Source organism: Peribacillus sp. YIM B13472 (genome assembly GCF_042788005.1).
GTDB lineage: Bacteria > Bacillota > Bacilli > Bacillales > DSM-1321 > Peribacillus > Peribacillus simplex_E.
Genome location: NZ_JBHZPG010000025.1, coordinates 1 through 19,619, shown reverse-complemented (window position 1 = coordinate 19,619; position 19,619 = coordinate 1). Strand labels below are relative to the sequence as shown.

At 38.3% G+C, this 19,619-nt stretch carries 18 protein-coding genes and 2 pseudogenes; 9 read left to right on the top strand and 11 right to left on the bottom strand.

Translation table 11 applies throughout. The features are described from left to right. Nucleotides 1–329 precede the first annotated feature (329 nt). Entirely contained in the window at nucleotides 330–1,244 is a 915-nt protein-coding gene (locus tag ACFX4I_RS17955; protein ID WP_283931786.1) for a YitT family protein, read from the top strand. An 85-nt stretch (nucleotides 1,245–1,329) separates the two neighbouring features. On the opposite strand, the gene ACFX4I_RS17950 is transcribed toward ACFX4I_RS17955, so the two are convergent. The 4 genes from ACFX4I_RS17950 to ACFX4I_RS17935 all read right to left on the bottom strand — a co-directional run bounded on the left by ACFX4I_RS17950 (nucleotide 1,330) and on the right by ACFX4I_RS17935 (nucleotide 5,838). After that, complete coding sequence (locus ACFX4I_RS17950) at nucleotides 1,330–1,524, bottom strand: cold-shock protein (protein WP_034307294.1); 195 nt, start codon at nucleotides 1,522–1,524, stop codon at nucleotides 1,330–1,332. 848 nt (nucleotides 1,525–2,372) lie between these two features. Next, complete coding sequence (locus ACFX4I_RS17945; protein ID WP_061463486.1) at nucleotides 2,373–2,579, bottom strand: cold-inducible protein YdjO-related protein; 207 nt, start codon at nucleotides 2,577–2,579, stop codon at nucleotides 2,373–2,375. 126 nt (nucleotides 2,580–2,705) lie between these two features. Next, nucleotides 2,706–4,832, bottom strand: coding sequence for a DNA helicase RecQ (recQ, locus tag ACFX4I_RS17940; protein WP_283933083.1), 2,127 nt, complete (start codon nucleotides 4,830–4,832; stop codon nucleotides 2,706–2,708). 157 nt (nucleotides 4,833–4,989) lie between these two features. Beyond that, nucleotides 4,990–5,838 carry a 3D domain-containing protein gene (locus ACFX4I_RS17935; protein ID WP_377422094.1) on the bottom strand — a complete coding sequence of 283 codons (849 nt, stop codon included), beginning with the start codon at nucleotides 5,836–5,838 and terminating at the stop codon, nucleotides 4,990–4,992. A 256-nt stretch (nucleotides 5,839–6,094) separates the two neighbouring features. On the opposite strand from ACFX4I_RS17935, the gene ACFX4I_RS17930 reads away from it, so the two are divergent. The 3 genes from ACFX4I_RS17930 to cotJC are packed head-to-tail and all read left to right on the top strand — an operon-like array spanning nucleotide 6,095 to nucleotide 7,177. After that, a complete protein-coding gene (locus tag ACFX4I_RS17930) occupies nucleotides 6,095–6,328 on the top strand; it encodes a spore coat associated protein CotJA (protein ID WP_063234475.1) in 234 nt (77 codons plus the stop codon). Next, nucleotides 6,329–6,595 carry a spore coat protein CotJB gene (locus ACFX4I_RS17925; RefSeq protein ID WP_063234474.1) on the top strand — a complete coding sequence of 89 codons (267 nt, stop codon included), beginning with the start codon at nucleotides 6,329–6,331 and terminating at the stop codon, nucleotides 6,593–6,595. Nucleotides 6,596–6,607: 12 nt separating this feature from the next. Further along, nucleotides 6,608–7,177: a spore coat protein CotJC gene (cotJC, locus tag ACFX4I_RS17920; RefSeq protein WP_214811943.1), complete on the top strand. Its 570-nt coding sequence runs from the start codon at nucleotides 6,608–6,610 to the stop codon at nucleotides 7,175–7,177. A gap of 44 nt (nucleotides 7,178–7,221) precedes the next feature. Here the strand turns inward: cotJC and ACFX4I_RS17915 are convergent, their stop codons facing one another. Then, nucleotides 7,222–8,094: a CvfB family protein gene (locus tag ACFX4I_RS17915; RefSeq protein ID WP_230303414.1), complete on the bottom strand. Its 873-nt coding sequence runs from the start codon at nucleotides 8,092–8,094 to the stop codon at nucleotides 7,222–7,224. 120 nt (nucleotides 8,095–8,214) lie between these two features. Beyond that, nucleotides 8,215–8,832, bottom strand: coding sequence for a response regulator (locus tag ACFX4I_RS17910; RefSeq protein WP_377422092.1), 618 nt, complete (start codon nucleotides 8,830–8,832; stop codon nucleotides 8,215–8,217). A 132-nt stretch (nucleotides 8,833–8,964) separates the two neighbouring features. On the opposite strand from ACFX4I_RS17910, the gene ACFX4I_RS17905 reads away from it, so the two are divergent. Further along, on the top strand, nucleotides 8,965–10,155 hold the full coding sequence (locus ACFX4I_RS17905; protein WP_377422090.1) for an alanine--tRNA ligase-related protein: 1,191 nt from the start codon (nucleotides 8,965–8,967) through the stop codon (nucleotides 10,153–10,155). A gap of 120 nt (nucleotides 10,156–10,275) precedes the next feature. Here ACFX4I_RS17905 and ACFX4I_RS17900 read toward each other — a convergent pair. From ACFX4I_RS17900 to ACFX4I_RS17890, 3 genes and pseudogenes are all read right to left on the bottom strand, one after another. Beyond that, a pseudogene (locus tag ACFX4I_RS17900) lies at nucleotides 10,276–11,479 on the bottom strand (IS3 family transposase). Between the two features lie 117 nt (nucleotides 11,480–11,596). Continuing rightward, on the bottom strand, nucleotides 11,597–12,010 hold the full coding sequence (locus ACFX4I_RS17895) for a hypothetical protein (protein ID WP_377422088.1): 414 nt from the start codon (nucleotides 12,008–12,010) through the stop codon (nucleotides 11,597–11,599). Between the two features lie 77 nt (nucleotides 12,011–12,087). Continuing rightward, nucleotides 12,088–12,279 (bottom strand): hypothetical protein, encoded by a 192-nt coding sequence (locus tag ACFX4I_RS17890; protein WP_230303418.1) that lies wholly within the window; start codon nucleotides 12,277–12,279, stop codon nucleotides 12,088–12,090. A 139-nt stretch (nucleotides 12,280–12,418) separates the two neighbouring features. On the opposite strand from ACFX4I_RS17890, the gene ACFX4I_RS17885 reads away from it, so the two are divergent. Beyond that, nucleotides 12,419–12,940 carry a GNAT family N-acetyltransferase gene (locus ACFX4I_RS17885; RefSeq protein ID WP_377422086.1) on the top strand — a complete coding sequence of 174 codons (522 nt, stop codon included), beginning with the start codon at nucleotides 12,419–12,421 and terminating at the stop codon, nucleotides 12,938–12,940. A 43-nt stretch (nucleotides 12,941–12,983) separates the two neighbouring features. Here the strand turns inward: ACFX4I_RS17885 and ACFX4I_RS17880 are convergent, their stop codons facing one another. Next, complete coding sequence (locus ACFX4I_RS17880; RefSeq protein ID WP_377422084.1) at nucleotides 12,984–15,242, bottom strand: HelD family protein; 2,259 nt, start codon at nucleotides 15,240–15,242, stop codon at nucleotides 12,984–12,986. Between the two features lie 665 nt (nucleotides 15,243–15,907). On the opposite strand from ACFX4I_RS17880, the pseudogene ACFX4I_RS17875 reads away from it, so the two are divergent. Then, nucleotides 15,908–16,119, top strand: a pseudogene (locus ACFX4I_RS17875) (HD-GYP domain-containing protein); the annotation flags it as partial. A gap of 356 nt (nucleotides 16,120–16,475) precedes the next feature. Then, complete coding sequence (locus ACFX4I_RS17870) at nucleotides 16,476–16,715, top strand: hypothetical protein (RefSeq protein WP_063234466.1); 240 nt, start codon at nucleotides 16,476–16,478, stop codon at nucleotides 16,713–16,715. A gap of 432 nt (nucleotides 16,716–17,147) precedes the next feature. On the opposite strand, the gene ACFX4I_RS17865 is transcribed toward ACFX4I_RS17870, so the two are convergent. Then, the gene (locus tag ACFX4I_RS17865; protein WP_230303421.1) at nucleotides 17,148–17,549 is read right to left on the bottom strand and encodes an RDD family protein; all 402 of its coding nucleotides are present in this window, start codon (nucleotides 17,547–17,549) and stop codon (nucleotides 17,148–17,150) included. 340 nt (nucleotides 17,550–17,889) lie between these two features. Between ACFX4I_RS17865 and ACFX4I_RS17860 the strand changes: the two genes are divergently transcribed. Beyond that, complete coding sequence (locus ACFX4I_RS17860; protein ID WP_230303422.1) at nucleotides 17,890–19,509, top strand: ABC-F family ATP-binding cassette domain-containing protein; 1,620 nt, start codon at nucleotides 17,890–17,892, stop codon at nucleotides 19,507–19,509. Nucleotides 19,510–19,619: the final 110 nt, after the last annotated feature.

Here is a 19,619-nt window from a genome sequence, read left to right as displayed (position 1 = left end):
TGTAAATTCATAGGACCTCAAAGGTTTTTTATTTCCTTACTCCTATATATTTACACTCTGATTCTTTCGGCGCACCCCCTTTCTCAAGAAAATGCAGGTTTTTTCATAAAATCAATAAAATGAGAAATACTATTGTTTTGTATGGAGTAGAATATGAATACATGGTAATGACAAGCATTCACAACCCTGCTTCATCATTGCAGGGGAATTATCATTAATATCAATAATTATTCAGGAATATATTAATCAAGAATGTTAATTTCTTTATTTAATTATACCTATCGGTTTATAATTAAATAGAACATATATAGAGAGAAGGAGTGGGGGGCATGATTATGTCAGACCTGGCAGGTGCAAGTACAACAGAAATTATGCAAAAGAAGACCCAGCATAAAAAATTAACACTTAGACAAATATTACAGAGAGGTCTATTAATTACAATCGGTGCGGTTTTAATGGCTGTCGGCCTCGAGATTTTTTTAGTGCCGAATAACGTAATCGACGGGGGCATAACGGGTATATCGATTATGTTATCTTACATCACTGGATGGAAGCTTGGAATCTTTCTTTTCATTTTGAATCTTCCTTTCTTTTTTATCGGTTATAAACAAATCGGAAAAACCTTCGCATTATCTACCCTTTATGGAATTTTAGTCCTTTCCATTACCACTACATTGCTTCATCATGTACCAGCTTTCACTCAAGATATCCTCCTAGCGTCCGCTTTCGGCGGAATGATTCTTGGCATTGGTGTTGGAATGGTCATTCGATATGGCGGCTCATTGGATGGTACAGAAATACTTGCTATTCTCGCTAGCAAGAAGCTCCCTTTTTCCGTTGGGGAGATCGTCATGTTTTTTAATTTATTCATCCTTGGCAGTGCGGGCTTCGTATTCTCATGGGATCGTGCCATGTATTCGATCATAGCTTACTTCGTGGCATATAAAACGATGGATATCGTCATCGCAGGTTTGGACGAATCCAAATTTGTTTGGATTATCAGTGATGAATTTAATGATATCGGCGAAGCGATAATGTATCGTCTTGGACGAGGCGTAACCTTTTTAGCTGGCGAAGGTGCTTATTCCGGTGATGATAAAAAAGTCATCTTTTGTGTAATCAACAGGCTTGAGGAAGCAAAACTTAAAGAGATTGTCAAAAGCTTCGATCCATCTGCATTTCTTGCCGTAGGGGATATCGCGGAAGTTCGAGGCGGTCGGTTCAAGAAAAAAGATATTCACTAATCTCACCTGCTTTTTGCTTCATCCAATTGGCAAAAAGATAAAAAAAGCTGAAGGGATAATCCCCTTCAGCTTTTTTTATCTAGCCTTAATAGTTTCTTGGATTGTTGATTGCTTGAAGCATTCTGGTGCCGGGTTTCATCTCGCTGCTACATAACGGACAAACATGTTCATCATTACTTGTAAAGTTATCGCGAATCCAACCTTTGCAATCTTCTGATGTACATTCCCACACCTTTGTTTCTTCAGGAATGATTTCTTCCGTATTATTTCTTCTATACATATATCTCACTCCTTAGAATTGAATTGACTCCGTCCTGCATAACAGATCACAAGCCATAAAGATAAAAGAAAGAATAGATGGCGTTTAATCTAAATTGTGAGTAAATAACCATTCGCAAATCTAAGTATGATTATTGTTCTTTCAAACAAACATTTGAATGGTAAGAACTTGAGATTACGACATGAATTTTTCATATCTCAGTAACCATTATATCATATATATGCTTTATATATTTGAAGAAAGATTCTAAAAAAGAGATGATTCCCCAAAATGAAACACAGTCCCTGACTTACCCTTCAAGATAATCGAGACTGCGCTGTTTAAGAATCCATTCCATATGGTTCTTCCTGCTCGTTCAATGAACATTTCAAAGCGAATCGAGCATGAGAGTAATTTTTAATGCCAAAACCTAAAACAATGAAAGCCCTGCCTCTCTCCCATCCATACGGTTCCTAGACCGTGCCTGCGAGAATCAGATAAAAGCTTGTAAGTACATGTTTATTAATTAAAACCGTCCGTAATTCCAATTGGGTAGATTAAATTCCAAAAGACAAATGGTACATAGAAGTAAGTTAATGAAGAACAGAAATGGATCGAGGAAAATAATTACATGTAGTTCTATTTTCTAGATGTGTTTAACTTGTTTCTACTTCATCATGAAAATGATGAAAAATTATTTTATTAATAAAAATGTTACTTTAAATTACCCTCCAGTGTTTTCTTTTCATAACACTGAAACTTAATAATACCATAAATATTTTTATATGTAAAGCCTTAATCCAAAATAAAATCACTCCGTCCTACTTCTTTCTTAAAATAAAAAATAAAGAGGCTATGATTCACCTCTTTTATTTAAACGCATTATACTCATTTTCAATTTTTGGAAGTTCCCTGACTTCCTCAACTAATTGACTTCCGCACATTGGGCAATCATAGTTTTCCGAGGCAAAATCTTTTCTCATCCAACCATTGCAATCTGCAGATCCACATGCATATACTATCGTATCTTCCATAACGATTTCTGGTTCCTCTGAATTCTTTTTACCAAAATACATGAGCAACCTCCTCTTTTTTATATAAAGACTCTGATTAAAGGCGCATAATTTCTCCTTTTTATCATTCCTAGTATACGCATTAAACTAAATTCTTATTTATTCAATGAAGAAATTATTAAAAAAACCTTAACACCTTTCGTTTTCCAACCCTGCTTTAACCAAGATCCCTTTAATCATAAAGTAGGAAATATGCTCAGGCAGGGCTTCTTTTAGTGGTTTCAATTTTTCAGAATCCAATTGTTTCGCAGTTTCCAAAACAAGATCAAACTCTTTATCCGAGAAAATCTCATCCCATTTGATATCCAAGTGTTCTTCTGCACACTTTAATAAATGATTTTCAATTGAAACGGAAGAAAGCCCTCTCAATGTCCCTATTTCCTTGATTGATTTACCTTCCTGATATAAGCGAAAGCTTTCTAAATGAGATGGTTTAGTAGCTCGCTTTACCGTGTCCTTTGTAACCATAGTATTCGTTTCTAATTCAGGGTGTGCCTGTACATACTGGGAAATCCCTTGTAAGAACACGGATCCGAAGCGTTCAAATTTCTGCATGCCTACACCTTTAACTTCCAGGAATTCCTCTTCCGTCCTCGGCAGTTTGACGGCCATATCTTTCAAAGATGCATCGGAAAAAATAATGAATGGAGGTACATTTTCCTTACTTGCCAATTCTTTTCTTAACTGTCTTAACTCTTCGAACAACCCATGATCCGCACTGATGCTGTTTACTTTTTTTATTTCCTTACGCAGGACTTTTTTCTGACCCAGTAGCACTTCCCTGCCAGCATTGGTAACCTTGAGGACCGGAAACTGGCCGCCCGTCATTTCGATGTACTGTTTTGCCGTCAGGAAATCAATGAAATCACCTACATCCTTCGCAGATTGATCATTGATGATACCATAGGTTGAAAGCTTCTGGAATCCGAACTCTTCAATTTTCTTATTGCGTGATCCCGTAAGCACTTGGGAAATCATCGTTTTACCGAATCGCTCACCCATTCGCAACATGCATGAAAGGACCATTTGTGCCTGTGTAGTTACTTCAACAGAGTCACGTTTATCTGTACAATTTTCACAATGACCGCAATCTTCCGGGTTTTCTTCTCCAAAGTATCGAAGGATGAAGGCTTGCAAGCACCCTTCGGTAAAACAATAATCCTTCATTCTGTTCAATTTCTTCAATTCCTGGGATTGCCACTCCTGCGAGGGATTTGATTGATCAATCAAGAAACGCTGTATCTGCATATCCTGAGGGGAATATAAAAGGATACATTCACTAGCCAAACCATCCCTCCCTGCACGGCCCGCTTCTTGATAATAACTCTCCATGTTCTTTGGAGTTTGGTAATGGATGACGTATCTAACATTCGACTTATCGATTCCCATCCCAAAGGCGGATGTTGCTACCATCAAGGGAACGTCATCACGAATGAATTGGTCTTGCTGTTCCGACCGGTCTTGTTCATTCATGCCAGCATGGTATCGACCTGTTTTGAATCCTGCTTTAATAAGCTTGGCATACAAGGTATCGACTTCTTTCCTAGTGGCTGCATATATGATACCCGATTCATTTTTGTTTTTCTCTAAATAGCGCATTAAAAACCGTCCGCGATTTTCTTCTTTCACAACGGAAAAGAACAGGTTATCTCTGGAAAATCCCGTTGATACTGTATGCTGCGCTGATATTCCTAGTGACTGACATATATCATCGGTCACATGCGGTGTGGCTGTTGCCGTTAATGCCAGTACAGTCGGAGCTGATGGCATGTTTTTCAATAAGGTTTTGATTTTTAAATAACTTGGTCTGAAGTCATGTCCCCATTGAGATATACAGTGGGCCTCATCAATGGCAACCAATGAAATTTCCACATTAAATAGATCCTGTTGAAATGCAGGATTTTCCAAACGTTCAGGTGCAACATAAACCAGCTTATATCTACCGTGCTTAATATCGTTCATTCTATTGGATGATTCTAACCCAGAAATGGAGCTATTAAGAAATGTGGCATCAATCCCATTTTGTTCGAGGGCATCTACTTGGTCCTTCATCAAGGAAATAAGTGGGGATATCACGAGTGTTACACCTGGTAACAGAAGGGCTGGTATTTGGTAACATATTGATTTACCTCCGCCAGTAGGCATGATTCCCGCTGTGTTTATTCCTCCCAAAACCTGTTCGATAATCTGTTCCTGACCTTTTCGGAATGACTCATAACCAAAATATTCTTGTAAATAATCACGTGCTTTTTCCATCAATTTACTACTCCTCCTCTTTACCTTGTTAGGATTTATAAGGATCTATTTCTTTCATTGTACCTGCTTTTCCCGTGAACCAAAAGGACAAAAAAAGCAGACACATAATGTCTGTGTCTGCTTTTTTCAATATATAAACATGTTTTGTATGGTTTAATTAATTCAGGATTTGAACTTTGACGTTTTTAACGCCCCAATTCACGGCATCTTTTTCGTTAGGTACAAAAATGTCCACTCTATTCCCTTTGATGGCACTGCCTGTATCAGCTGCGGTCGCGTAGCCATAACCCTCTACATAAACTTTAGATCCAAGCGGAATGACTGATGGATCCACTGATATCACTTTTGCATCAGGATTAGCTTTCAAGTTAACTCCTGTGGCTGTTGTACCGCTGCAGCCTTGACAATCAGCCGTATAGGCAGTTGCTCTAACAGTGATCTCTTTTTCGATTCCTGCTTGATCGTTGGACTCATTTGTGTCTGCTTTCTCTGATGATTCTGCTGGTTCCGATTGTTCAGCCGGCTTTGTTTGTTCTGCTGGTGCAGCTTGCTCCACTGGCTTTGATTGTTCTGCTGGTTCCGATTGTTCTGCTGGTGCAGCTTGCTCTGATTCCTGCGCAGGCCCTACACTCGCAGCTTCGACTTTATTAGCTGCCGGTTTGATGACCAGTTTCTGACCAGGATGGATGGTATCTGAATTTAAACCGTTCCAAGATTTAATATCATTTACCGCTACATCATATTTGTCTGCAATTTCCGATAATGTGTCCCCTGACTTTACTTTATGATGCTCTTCTTGAGAAATATGTATGGTTTCTCCGGCATAAATCATGTCTGAAGACAAATTGTTCCAAGACTTAACATCTTCTATTGATACTTTATATGTTTGAGATATCCCCCATAATGTGTCTCCATCTTTCACTTTGACATCTTCTGCTTGTACCGGAATTGTGAATGCACCGGATATTGCAGCGGCTGCCGCTAACGATAAGATTGATTTTTTCATATGTTGTTACCTCCTTGTGAGCTGCTTTATAAGCTACGAGTTAAATCTTAACATAGTTTTTTTCTATACAAAGAACAAACAGATAAAGAATAGATGACAAACATCACAGTAAGATAACGGGACTATAACAATATTTTATAATATTCTGAAAAACATCATTTTCCAGATAATTCCCTTTCCAGACCAGGGGAGTCATATTATGCATTACCCTGGCATAAAAATTAAAGGCTATATCTTTACAAAGGAGGTATTTTTTGTGACTCGCGAAAAGACTTTTACCTTAGTTAAATCATATAAACCTTTCCATAGTAAATTCGATCCGTGCCCGCCTATTGGGAGAAAGTACTACAGGACACCACCTAATTTGTATATTAATTTTCAACCGCCGAATTTGGAGCAGTTCACACCGGAGGAAGCTTTGAAATACGGTACACTTTGGAAATTCTTTTATGATTTTTATGATAATCCATATCGGGAAAGGGAGACATAAATGAATAAGAAACTGGATGATGAATATTATCAGTTGCTTGAACAAATACAGGCGGCGGATTTCGTACTTGTCGAGTTGACTCTTTATTTGGATACACATCCTAACGATCAGCAAGCATTACAGCAATTCAATCAATTTCATGAATACTCCAAACAATTGAAATCGGTTTTTGAGCCTAAATATGGTCCATTATTGGGTTTTGGAAACAGTCCAGGCGGTGAAAATAAATGGGAATGGGGCCAAGGCCCTTGGCCATGGCAGGTATAAGGAGAGATATCTATGTGGGTTTATGAAAAGAAACTGCAATATCCAGTTAAAGTAAGAGACTGTAATCCTCGATTGGCAAAATATTTAATAGAACAATACGGAGGTGCTGATGGCGAGTTGGCTGCAGCACTCCGATACTTAAATCAACGATATACAATTCCTGATAAAGTGATTGGCCTGCTTACGGATATCGGAACGGAAGAATTCGCCCATCTGGAAATGATTGCTACAATGATTTATAAGCTTACAAAAGACGCCACCCCTCAGCAGATGGCTGCAGCTGGCCTAGGTGAACATTATGCCAATCATGATAGTGCCCTTTTTTATCATGACGCAGCAGGGAATCCATTTACTGCCACATATATCCAAGCCAAGGGCGATCCGATTGCAGATTTATATGAAGACATCGCCGCTGAAGAGAAGGCCAGAGCAACTTATCAGTGGTTGATCGACATCTCGGATGATCCCGATATCAATGATTCACTCAGATTTTTGCGTGAGAGGGAAATTATCCATTCGATGAGGTTCAGGGAAGCTGTGGAGATTTTAAAAGAAGAAAAAGGTAAAAAGAAGTTTTTTTAATGAAATTCACATAAAAAAGCAGCGGAGAAAATCCGCTGCCTTTTTCATTTACGGTCTGAAGAATATGTCCATCCATCTTCCTGGTAAATCTTTTCTTCCTTCATCAGTTTACCAAGAGCACGCTTGAACGCTCCCTTGCTTAAACCGAAGTGAAACTTGATATCATCAGGTGGCGTTTTGTCGCCATAAGGCATTGCACCGCCGCGATTCATTAAATAAGTGAAAATGACATCAGCATCTTCCCCCATTAGATCTTGTTTAAAGGGGATTAAAGAAACATTAAGCGTTCCATCTTCTTTACTATCAATGACGCGCCCTTCAACTAATTCACCAAGACGGGGTTCCTCCTTGCGTTCACTTTCGTGAATGAAACAGCGGTATCCTTCTTGTGAAATAAAGAAAGACCCAACCATAAGCAAACGATAGACATTTCCCTTAATACTGGTGTTTCGGATTCCTTTTAAAGGAGCTGTCACTGCAATCTCCTGAATTACATCTTCCGTTGCAAGCTTACCAAACAGGCGGTCATTACGATCTGTCTTAAGGGATACATATAGACGATCACCAACCTCAGGCCATAAACGATCGATATTCGGAAGGTCGTCCAGGGATACAAGAATATCTTTGGAAAGACCGATGTCCACAAAAACACCCAGTTTCCTTTTCACATTGACAACTTCCGCCCAGCCATACTGATCAATCTGAATTTCGGGTATCTTCATTGTCGCTGTTAGCCTTGCTTGTTTGTCATGGTAGATGAACACAGTTACTTCATCGCCAAGCTCAAGTTCCGTTCCTTCACTCATTTCATTATGATGAAGTAAGACATCTTCTGAACCATCCGTTAAAAACCATCCGAAATCAGCCTTACGTTCCACTTCTAACTCTACAGCCATGCCGGCCTGAATTTTTTGCATGTATAAAAATCCTCCTGTAACTTACCTTTACCTACAATTGTACCCAATTATTTATTTTTCCAACATATTTGAATTTATCATTTTTTTGTTGTTCTGTATACCTATTACGGTTTTTTATTTTTAATCCTTGTTTTCTTCATGGAATGACTGTGGGACCAGAAACTGTCCTTGTTTATCATTAACTCCCAAGGAAATTCCCTTCTCCCTTTCGTCAAGTGCGGTCGATCCGAAAACGGGAATCTCATTCAAGTCAGCGGATCCTTTTAATTCCCTCAGGATTGTCCAGACGTCCATCTCCCCCTCTTCAAGAAGGATAGCCAGTACAATGGCATCCGGAGATGAGGTTTTCAATTTTTGAAATGCCTTTCCACCAATGTTTAAGTAGCTGACGTGGAAGCCACTGTCCATCAATTCATATTTTAGCAGTTCCGCCAAGTTAAAATCATCTTCAATGACCATAATTTCATGACTAAGTTTTCTTGACTTTCCATCATTCATTCCACGATTAGCAGAAATCAATCTGCTCATATTAAGGACAATGCTTTTTAACACTTCCTTTTTATCTAGAGTCGATGATATACCATTGATCAGTTCATTTCTCCTCGTGAGCTTCTGCTCATTATCAGTGATGATTCCAAGTGTTGCTTGGAGTTCATCCTGCTGTGCAAGCAGTTCTTCATTAAGCGCATTCGTTCCTGCTCTTTTTCCTGAACGCTTGTAAACATTTTTTGAATGCAATCGACAAAACCCCAAGCTCATCCCTACGGTTTTCCTTTACGGAAATAACAGCCTCCCGTCCGGCTGCAATTTCATACTCACGTATTTCGATGATATAATTTAATGATCAACAGAAAGGAAAAGAAATCATTCATGACAAAAAAATTATATTACACATCCACCAAGACTTCCCAATGGGATACCAAAATTCAGGAGAGCTTTGAAGAAGATGGCTTTTACTACACCATTCTTGAAGAAACCGCTTTTTATCCCGAAGGGGGCGGTCAGCCTGCAGATACTGGTTTAATAGAAGGAATCACCGTTCTTGACGTTAAAAAAAGCAATGATGGAAAGATTCTGCATAAGACGGAGAGAAGGCCAGATTCAGAAATCGTTCATTGTGAACTTGATTGGTCCCGCCGCTTCGATCATATGCAACAGCATAGCGGCCAGCATTTACTCTCTGCTGTCTGCAGGGAACTGTACGACTCTAATACGGTCAGCTTTCACCTTGGAAAAGAATATTTAACGATCGATATAATGTCAGGATTTCAATGGACTGAAGTACATACGGCTGCTGCTGAAAAGCTAGTTAATCAATATATCATCGAGAATCGCGAAATACTTATCTATTACGTGACAAACGAGCAATTACAGACACTTCCTGTCGTCAAAATGCCTAAAGTTTCAGAGAATATCCGTATTGTTGAGATTGAAGGGATTGAATATAACCCTTGCGGTGGAACTCATGTAGGGCGTACAGGTGAGATTGGCTTAATAAAAATTTTCAAAACGGAAAAGCAGAAAGAACATACCCGTCTCTATTTTAAGTGCGGCTTCAGGGCATTGAACGATTATTCCGAAAGTCTAGGAATTCTTTCAGCATTATCGAATAAGTTCAATACCGGACGTACAGAGATTCTGAATAGGGTGGAGAAACTGGAGCATGACTATAAGCAGCTACTATCGGCAAATGAAAACTTAAAACTAGAAAATGCAAATTTTCTTGCTGACTCTCTGCTTGCTGAAAATGCAGAGGGATTCATCTCTCATATATTCGAAGATAGCTCAATGAAAGATCTGCTCTACCTTGCAGGTACGATTGTAAAACAGGAAAAGGTTACCGTATTATTAGCATCACGTAAGGAGCAAAAGGTCATCCTTTCGCACAGTGGTGCCATCCCCTTTCATTGCGGACAATATTTCAGGGCTGAACTCGGTTCGTATAATGGGAAAGGCGGAGGGAGCGAACAGACTGCACAAGCAGGTTTTGCGTCACAAAATGACTTAATTGCATTTTACCAATACACAGTTGAAAAATTAGGTCATAATCCTGGTGTATAAAACCTTTGCGAAGTGGTTGAAGACATTCGTGATGAACACGGAAATCATGACTTCTCAGAATGAGAAAAGAGAGGACAAATTTAAACTGGCACCCATGTCAAGGACACTATAAAAAAGAGATTAAGCAACTTGAAGATGATTCCTATATTGAATAGGGGTCATCTTTTTTAAATTCCACTGATATCGATAATTGTTATAGTAAACCATATACTGATTTATTTTCCTCTTTAATTCTTTCAATGTTCTAGCCGACCGATAATCTACCTCATCTTTTAAATGACCAAAGAATGATTCCTGTGGGGCATTATCCCAACAGTTCCCTCTCCGAGACATAGATTGGCCTAAACCATATTTTTTTACTAACTTTTGATACCTTGAGCTGGTATAATGGCTTCCTTGGTCCGAGTGGATAAAGGCTTCTGTATGTAGAGTAACTTTCTTGTTGTTTATTAATTTCTTGATCGTCTGAGTTGCGATGTCTAAAGTGATACGGTCAGAAACATGATGAGCTACTATTTCGTTAGTGGAGGCATCTTTTACGGTCGACAAATAGGCCATATAATTACCGTTAGATGGCAAATAAGTACCATTCCAAATTCCCTCATGATTCTTTGAATCTTTTTTCGGCTGCAGAGATGGTTATAGTCATTCTCCAATATCATTTTAATGGAGCGTGAACCTTTCTTATATCCCCGATGATTAAACGCTTTTAATATCATCTCTTTCGCTTCTAAGTCTAATTGTTCTGTTGCTTCTCGGCTATCGGATGCTTTTAGATAGCTATAGTACCCCGAACGGGAGACCCCTAAAAGGTCACAAAAATATTTGGTCATATGCTTAAATTGATGCTGTTCAATGGTCTCATAAATCAACTGAAATACTCTACTCGGATCTAGGTTTTCGCTTGCGTTTAACAACCTCCTTTCTGTCGTTTCTTGCTTTTTTAACAGCTCCACCTGTCCCTCTAGAAGCTTAATCTTCGCTTCTTGCCTTTCAATAATTTCTGACAGAGAAAATTCCCGTTTCATTGGCCTGCCAGAACCTATTTTCCTTTCCTTGAATCCGTAAGCCCAATTAACCCTTTCTTTTCATAAGCTTTATTCCACCTGTAGGCAGCTTGTTCAATTCGCTTAATTCCTAAAAGATCCACGTCAAAGCCATTCTCCACAAAAATTTGACGTGGGAGTTTGCCAGCTAGATATTCATTCATAAATCTATTTTTAAAGTCGTCCGTATAGGTAATAGCTAAATGACTAACACGTTGTACATTGGGGTTCTTCTGAAGTATTTTTATCTCGTTAGTTGAAAATGTTATCTTGCTCATGTTGTCTCCTAATCCGCATATCTTGAAATTCAAGTATATAAAAAAATACCTGTAGATAAAACACTCTTTTTCAAGTGTCCTAACTACAGGTACCCTATTAATTAAGTCCTCTCTCTTTTATTCTTCTATATTCAATTTCCCTAATCCATGTTCTTCAATATGAAGATGATATTTTTCTTCGAGCTCCATGATACGTTTAAACGCTTCCTCTTGATTGTAATCATGTTTTTCCGACTCCTCGGCAAACTCTTTTCTAGCAAAATGGTAAGCAAGTTTATCCCTGAACACTCCTTCTTCATACTCATTTATGACTTCATGAAGTTGCTCCTCCAATTCCCTGCTTAAATCAAAAATTTCATATTCCTTCACAAACTGTACTCCTTCCATGCCGAAATCTTTGGCAAAGGAATTGAGATACTGTTCCACCTCACTGAATTCTTTATTATCTTCAGTATCGGAAGCAACCCAATATCCGTACTGAACCATTTTGAATAATGTTTCATACTGTTTCTTGGTAAAATTGATTTTCATTGTCGTACTCCTTTTCCGGTTTCCTTACAACAAAAAGAATAAACCGCAATGGAACAAAAGTCCAATGCGGTTTATTCTCAATCCAATAATTCCGTTACAGAAAAATAAGCTGCTTTTTCCGTATCTACGACATAATGGCAATCGCCTTTAACTAAATTATAATAACGGTGCTTTTGAATATTTGAAATCATTTGAGTAGAGTCATCGCCTTCAACCTCATGCTCTAGTTCTTTGCCGCCCGGAAAATAAAAACTAACTTTCAATTTCATCTTTCTCATCCTTCCCCTCATCTGGTTGAATCACTCTTTTATTTCTTATCCTTTCTCATGCAGTTTTAAACATAAATAATATGCTTATTCACTTTTTCCATGATATTCTAGGAAAAAACAGAAATCAGAAGGTGTTTTCATGAAGGTAAGGAAAGCCATAGAAGAAGATGTAATTGGAATAGCAAATGTACATATTAACAGCTGGAAAACGACTTATAAAGGAATCCTCCCAGAACAATATTTGTCCTCCATGAATCTGGAAGCCAAAAAGAAAAACTGGCTAAGAAATTTAAAGATGCTGCATAATGCCACCTTTGTAGCGGAAAACGCCAATGGTGAAATCATCGGTTTCGCTGCCGGCGGGCCTGAACAAACGAATGATCCGCATATTCAAGGTGAAGTATATGCCATCTATTTTTTAAAAGAATATCAACGACAGGGACTCGGCCGAAAAATGATAAAAGCGGTCATACATGACCTTATTGAAATGGGACATAAGAATTTAATAATCTGGGCATTAAAGGATAATCCTTCATGCGATTTTTACAAAGCCCTTGGCGGTCAAGTGATAGCTGAAAAAACCGTTAAAATGGCAGGCATCGAGCTCATCGAAGTAGGTTTCGGGTGGGAAGATATTCAGGATATCCTTTTGCATTTGTAATGCGTATCCCGAGGAGGATGGTTACACTCAAACCCTATCACTTTCATGTCTCGATAAGAAAAGCATTTTTCTCATTACCTAAAAAATAAAGCCTGTGCAATGGCCTTGTCATTGTTACGTACAACAATTTGATATCAAGTTCATTCCCATGGAAATACGCTTCTTCCAGGGATATTGCAAATACGACATCGAATTCGAGACCTTTGGCTTGATAGGAAGGAACAATCAACGTTTTATCCTTAGGGATGTTTCCTGCTTCATCTATTAAATGAAAGCCTTGATGGAATCCCCTTAGTTTCTCGTTTGCCAGTTTGCAATCTTTCATCGTTTTGGCAATAACAGCAAACGTTTTAAATCCTTCTTCTTTAAGGCTTGCGATAAGTTCGATAAGTTCTTCTTCCCAACCTTCCTTTTCAATGGAAATGAACTCTGGATCTTTGCCATGACGGACTACAGGTTCGACTTCCGGGAAATCATATGATAACAACTGAAGTATTTCATTAGCTTGTTTCATTATTTCAACAGTTGTTCTGTAGCTTTTTTGTAATTCGGTATATGTCGCCCGAGGGAAAATACGATTGTGAACCTCTTCCCAAGTTTGAAGTCCGCGGTATGAATGGATGCCTTGTGCAAGATCACCTACAAGTGTGAACATATCGGTATCCACTGCCGTTTTTAGTGCCTGTAACTGCATGAAGCTGTAATCCTGTGCCTCATCAATGACGACATTTTTTGCTTTGTTCTCTTTATCGACACCAAAAAGCCGCTCCTGAAGATATAATAATGCCCCTAAGTCCTCCATCTCGTAGCTTTTAACAGAAAATAATTTATGATTATACTCACATAATACACTGGCATCCTCAACAGTAAGTTTACCGTTGCTGTAAGAGGCAAGACGCTCCGGATCTTCGTATAACTCCTGATAGTAATCCAGGAGATCTTTACTTTTGAATTGCTTAAAATACCCTTTTACGGAAGTACGGATCGCCTTTTGGATCTGACCTATCCTTTCCTCCTTTTTATCGAGGCATTTTGTAACAAATTCCTTACGTATGTCTGGATCAATATTTTTATAGAGAGCTTTCTCAATTTTGGCATCATAAAGATCAACAACACGTTCAAGCATTATTTTCTTTTTCAATTTCACTTCATTTTGTAAAATGGCCTTCAGTTTGTCCAGCCTGCTGTATAACGGTAAATACCAATAATCCTCTTCCAATAATCTAATGAACTTCTTAGCGGAATAGAGGCGATATTTATCACAATAAAAATCAGCATTCGGATGAAAACCACTGAAAATATCCTTTACATATTCGTCCAATATATATTTAAAGACAGGGGAGCCCTTCAGACCTGATATCCAGACGGCTGAATTAATTTCTTCATCATCCTTTTCCAGCAATCGAGTTAATTTATCATCCGCTACAAGCTTTACCTGCTTTCCTATCGCTGCCTGAACATATTCGGAAAATGTGAATTGTTTTACCTTTTCCACACCCAATTCAGGTAAAGCTTCAGATATATAATCAATGAAAACCCGGCTCGGAGCAAGAATCATTAATTGTCGCGGATCGAACAAGTCTTTATAGTGATAAATGAAATAAGAGATCCTATGTAAAGCAATTGTAGTTTTACCACTGCCCGCTGCGCCTTGGACAATGATAGGTTTATTCAAATCTGCACGAATGATTTTATTTTGTTCTTCCTGAATCGTGGTAATGATATCTGTCAATCGATTGCTGGAACTTTTGGAAAGGGATTCCTGCAATAATTCATCCGTTGTTGTCAAATCAATGTCCCTTATCTCCTCCAAGACACCTTCTTCTATCATTAGCTGTCTTTTTAAAGTAATGTTCCCGCTGAATGTCTCTCCTTCCGCTTCATATTCTATTTCACCAATCCGTCCCTCATAATAGAGGTTTGCAATCGGGGATCGCCAATCGACGATGATCTGTTCCTGGCTTTCCCTCTGATAAAGCGATGTTTTTCCGAAATAAAGGACTTCGCCTCTATCACCGTCATTCCTTTCAAAATCCACTCTTGCAAAGTAGGGCTTTTTACTTGCTTTGCGTAAACCTTCAAGTTCGGTTTTGGACATCTCAAAAAAGTTGGCCGTCGTCAGCAACTGTGAATATAAGCCTGATTCAGACCAATCGGCATCGCCAAAAGCTTCTTGCATATTCCGCTGAAACTGATCTTTGCTTGTTTCCGATGTTTTGATGACTACATCGATATAACGTTTCGTAAAATCCAGCCGCTGCCGTTCCTGTTCAAAATCAGGGTGATTACCCAATGAAACCACTTCCCCTTCCTTATTTAGTTATCAAACTCATTAAAATGCCGATGCTAAGACGAAATGGACATTTATACTATCAGAAAAGCCAATGGTTGACAAATCTGGAGACATAGAATTATATTGTCTAAATTTTACCTTCCCTGATATTTCATATAATTTGTAGAATACACAGCATCCAAAATGCTTTCAGGAGAAAATCATTGAATACTTTTTTTACCATACTGGGAGTAGGAAGTTTGTTTCTATTTCATCAGATGGATATCACATTATCCGATGCAATTATGTTAATGACAATTATACTATCCTCTTTATACATCATGATATGCAATGAATTCATTGTATATCAAAAAGATGTCAAACCATCAAGCAGGCCTTGGAACAAATGAACCCTACCTTGCTCTTCCTTCCAACCTCCTATACGACTGCACAGAAGTTTCCGTTGTTAGCAAGCAGGCGAACCCTGATATTGCATTACTTAGGGGCAACCATACCTACCGTCTTACTTGTCATTTTATTTATATATGGGGAAAAGCTGAATTCAGGCACTTTAGTGCTATTTGGATTGATCATTAGTGTAATTATGTCTATTTGATCGAATTCCTTTTCAGGGCGGACGGCTTTCATGGATAAGAAAAAGATATAATATGGGCTGGGAATTACCATAGCTGGGACCGGGCGTTAGGCATCATCATGAAAGGTATCCAATGGACTGGCAGGGGGTGAAATACCTTTATTCGGTCGGATCAGTGCCGTTGCAGACGCCTTTTATGCAATGACCTCCGATTGAGCCTAGCGTACGGGGATGTCAATGGAAAAGGCATTGGAAATCATTGAAGATGGTATGGACAGGCAGTGGGATCCATACCTTCTATTCCGTCACTGATAAACCGAATAAAAAACGGCTGAATGATCCTGAGGGGCGAACCCTCCATACCATAAAGGAATTTCCTTCAAGATACATTTTTTTACAGATACAGTCTGACTAAAAACTTTTCAATGTTTCTCCTACGACTATAACTAATCAAGTCTCTTGGCTTTAATGCTTCAATAATATATGACCATCATGATTCTCTGGAAATGATCAGCACTTCCATTAGGGTAAAGTGCTCGATTATACATTTCTTCTACATTTGTCATCATCTCTTAACATAACTAACGCTAATTTAATATTTTATTGGAAACTCACATTATATACTTAAATTAAAATTAAATAATTTTTTTAAGAAAGTGGGTACTGTCATGGAAATAAATGAAAGACAACCAATGCTATCCCCTAAATTAATCCATGAACTTGAAATTTTATCATCCAAAACAAATATGCCTATCTCCGAACTATTGGAAATATCTGTAGTATCACTGCTGGAAAAGGTGAATAACACCAAAGAACTAAATGTTGGACTTAATAATAAGGAAATGATTTTAAGAAATAAAATCATCATTAATCAAAATAAAGAGGTTTTGAATAACCAAAGCACTTGACCATATAGGTGAAGTGCTTTTTGGTTCCTAACTGCCACTGTTTTAATGCATAAATATTCTATCGTGGTTTCCAATGTAATATTTATTCCTTAAAAATGGCCCCTAATAAAGTAGTCTGCAAATTCCCATTCATATTTGATGAAGATACTATGTAGGGTTCCTCTAAAAATCATATCGGTTTGAATGTGTAATTTCGCATAAAAAAAAGCAGCTATTAACTGCTTTTAGTTTGTATACAAAAGGAGTGTTATCTAAATGTTAAACAAAGTTGATCGGAACGGGTGTGCGAGACTCCTGCTTAGAAAAGCGCGTCCAAGCGCGTGCCCTACGTTCCAATCAACGTTAGAAAAAACCCTCAAAAAACTATAGGCAAACTTGATTCTCCAAGTTTGCCTACAGTCTAAAAACAGCTATTAAACTCTTATCAATGAATCATGGTTTATTTGATGTCACGTATGTACCTGCTATGAAATCATGTATCGCTCTATGATCTTTCCTTATGCCGACCATGAATGCACTGACAATAAACCCTATTCCTAATGTAATGGCATAAACCAAAGCAGCAACTAAATACCTCAATAGCATTGTGCCTATGCCCAATTTTTTGCCGTCCATCCTTACTATGCGTATTCCCATAATCCTTTTACCCACTGTATAGCCATACCATAATATCGGGACAATCAGCATGTAAAGAAAGTCGAAAAACGTTGAAAAGTTTTCATTTTCCCAATCTCCAGTAATCAACCCGAAAATTATCGCTAATGGTAAAGATACTATTATGCCATCCAAAAATCCTGCTAAAAAACGTTTCCAAAAGCCTACTGAATCGCTCATATATGATCCTCCTGCTGCGTTAGTTACAGTTACCTATATTACCAATTATAAGGTTGGTGCGTAATGAGTCTTTATACCTATATTTTCCTTCAACAAGAAAAACAACTTACAAAATTGGTGACAATTTATAAACAAAATTAAATCCTTGTGCATTTTTTGCTTATAAACGTTTGTTTTTGCTAATCTGCCTTTAATTTTCCTTAGAAATAAGATACAATTTAACGAACGGCATTTAATAAATTATTGGACATAAACTGCTGTTTGTGTGAATCAGCGTAAAACTAATGAAACAAAGTGTTGGACACGTTGAAACAAAAGTATTTTGGAGGAATGTAAATAAATGATTACTGTAAATAATGTTGGTTTACGCTATGGCGATCGTAAACTGTTTGAAGATGTTAATATAAAATTCACGCCTGGTAACTGCTATGGTCTTATTGGTGCAAATGGTGCAGGTAAATCCACTTTCTTAAAAATCCTTTCCGGTGAAATTGAAGCACAATCCGGTGATGTCCATATGGGGCCTGGCGAACGCCTTGCCGTTCTAAAACAAGATCACTTCGCTTTTGAAGAGGAAGAAGTCCTTAAAGTTGTCATTATGGGACATGAAAGATTATATGAAGTCATGCAAGAAAAAGATGCCATCTATATGAAGGAAAACTTCACGGACGAAGACGGAATGAAAGCGGCCGAACTTGAAGGTGAATTTGCCGAATTAAACGGCTGGGAAGCTGAACCTGAAGCTTCAATCCTCTTAAAAGGCCTAGGCATTGCAGAAGACCTGCATACAAAGAAAATGGCTGAATTGAACGGTGGCGACAAAGTTAAAGTATTACTTGCCCAGGCACTATTCGGTAAACCGGATGTTCTTTTACTGGATGAGCCTACCAACCACTTGGACTTAAAAGCGATCAAATGGCTGGAAGAATTCTTGATCAACTTTGAAAACACTGTTATCGTAGTTTCCCATGACCGTTACTTCCTTAACAAAGTTTGTACACATATTGCGGACCTTGATTTCGGTAAAATCAAAGTTTATATCGGAAACTATGACTTCTGGTATGAATCAAGCCAGCTTGCCCTTAAACTTACTCAAGATGCCAATAAGAAAAAAGAAGAAAAAATCAAAGAGCTTCAAAATTTCATTGCTCGATTCAGTGCTAATGCATCCAAATCGAGCCAAGCAACATCCCGCAAGAAATTATTGGACAAAATCAGCTTGGATGACATACAGCCTTCTTCGCGCCGCTATCCATATGTCGGCTTTACACCTGAGCGTGAAATCGGGAACGACCTGCTTCGTGTCGATGGAATCTCGAAAACGATCGATGGTATAAAAATATTGGATAACGTTAGCTTCACGATGAATAAAGGCGACAAGATTGCATTTGTCGGTAAAGATGAAATTGCTAAAACAACAATGTTCAAAATCTTGGCAGGTGAAATTGAACCAGATAGCGGTTCATTCAAATGGGGTGTTACGACATCTCAGGCATACTTCCCTAAGGATAATGCTGAATTCTTTGAAGGCGTCGATTTAACTCTTGTCGATTGGCTCCGTCAATATTCTCCTAATGATCAGAGTGAAAGCTTCCTGCGCGGTTTCTTGGGAAGAATGTTATTTTCTGGTGATGAAGTAACGAAAAAGGCAAGCGTACTTTCAGGGGGCGAAAAAGTCCGCTGTATGCTTTCCAAAATGATGTTAAGCGGTTCGAACGTCCTAATGCTTGATGAACCTACTAACCATTTGGACTTAGAGTCGATTACGGCATTGAACAACGGTTTGATCAGTTTTAAAGGATCTATGATCTTCTCTTCTCATGATCATCAGTTCATCCAAACTGTAGCGAACCGAATCATTGAACTTACACCAAATGGTACAGTCGATAAGCAAATGAGTTATGATGAGTACCTTGAAAATAGCGAATTGCAAAAGCAAGTGGCTGAAATGTACAAATAATACTTTTATGAAAGCACATCCTTATTGGATGTGCTTTCAGTTTGTAGACAAAAGGGGTTCGGAATTAAAAAATTCTGAAACCCTTTTGAAATTCCCTTTGAATTTTCGCC

What these genes read in the sequence shown, in the direction of transcription:
- ACFX4I_RS17955 (WP_283931786.1), top strand. Translation starts at nt 330, where the DNA reads ATGATTATGTCAGACCTGGCAGGTGCAAGTACAACAGAAATTATGCAA.
- ACFX4I_RS17950 (WP_034307294.1), bottom strand. Translation starts at nt 1,524, where the DNA reads ATGTATAGAAGAAATAATACGGAAGAAATCATTCCTGAAGAAACAAAG.
- ACFX4I_RS17945 (WP_061463486.1), bottom strand. Translation starts at nt 2,579, where the DNA reads ATGTATTTTGGTAAAAAGAATTCAGAGGAACCAGAAATCGTTATGGAA.
- recQ (WP_283933083.1), bottom strand. Translation starts at nt 4,832, where the DNA reads ATGGAAAAAGCACGTGATTATTTACAAGAATATTTTGGTTATGAGTCA.
- ACFX4I_RS17935 (WP_377422094.1), bottom strand. Translation starts at nt 5,838, where the DNA reads ATGAAAAAATCAATCTTATCGTTAGCGGCAGCCGCTGCAATATCCGGT.
- ACFX4I_RS17925 (WP_063234474.1), top strand. Translation starts at nt 6,329, where the DNA reads ATGAATAAGAAACTGGATGATGAATATTATCAGTTGCTTGAACAAATA.
- cotJC (WP_214811943.1), top strand. Translation starts at nt 6,608, where the DNA reads ATGTGGGTTTATGAAAAGAAACTGCAATATCCAGTTAAAGTAAGAGAC.
- ACFX4I_RS17915 (WP_230303414.1), bottom strand. Translation starts at nt 8,094, where the DNA reads ATGCAAAAAATTCAGGCCGGCATGGCTGTAGAGTTAGAAGTGGAACGT.
- ACFX4I_RS17905 (WP_377422090.1), top strand. Translation starts at nt 8,965, where the DNA reads ATGACAAAAAAATTATATTACACATCCACCAAGACTTCCCAATGGGAT.
- ACFX4I_RS17895 (WP_377422088.1), bottom strand. Translation starts at nt 12,010, where the DNA reads ATGAAAATCAATTTTACCAAGAAACAGTATGAAACATTATTCAAAATG.
- ACFX4I_RS17890 (WP_230303418.1), bottom strand. Translation starts at nt 12,279, where the DNA reads ATGAAATTGAAAGTTAGTTTTTATTTTCCGGGCGGCAAAGAACTAGAG.
- ACFX4I_RS17885 (WP_377422086.1), top strand. Translation starts at nt 12,419, where the DNA reads ATGAAGGTAAGGAAAGCCATAGAAGAAGATGTAATTGGAATAGCAAAT.
- ACFX4I_RS17870 (WP_063234466.1), top strand. Translation starts at nt 16,476, where the DNA reads ATGGAAATAAATGAAAGACAACCAATGCTATCCCCTAAATTAATCCAT.
- ACFX4I_RS17865 (WP_230303421.1), bottom strand. Translation starts at nt 17,549, where the DNA reads ATGAGCGATTCAGTAGGCTTTTGGAAACGTTTTTTAGCAGGATTTTTG.
- ACFX4I_RS17860 (WP_230303422.1), top strand. Translation starts at nt 17,890, where the DNA reads ATGATTACTGTAAATAATGTTGGTTTACGCTATGGCGATCGTAAACTG.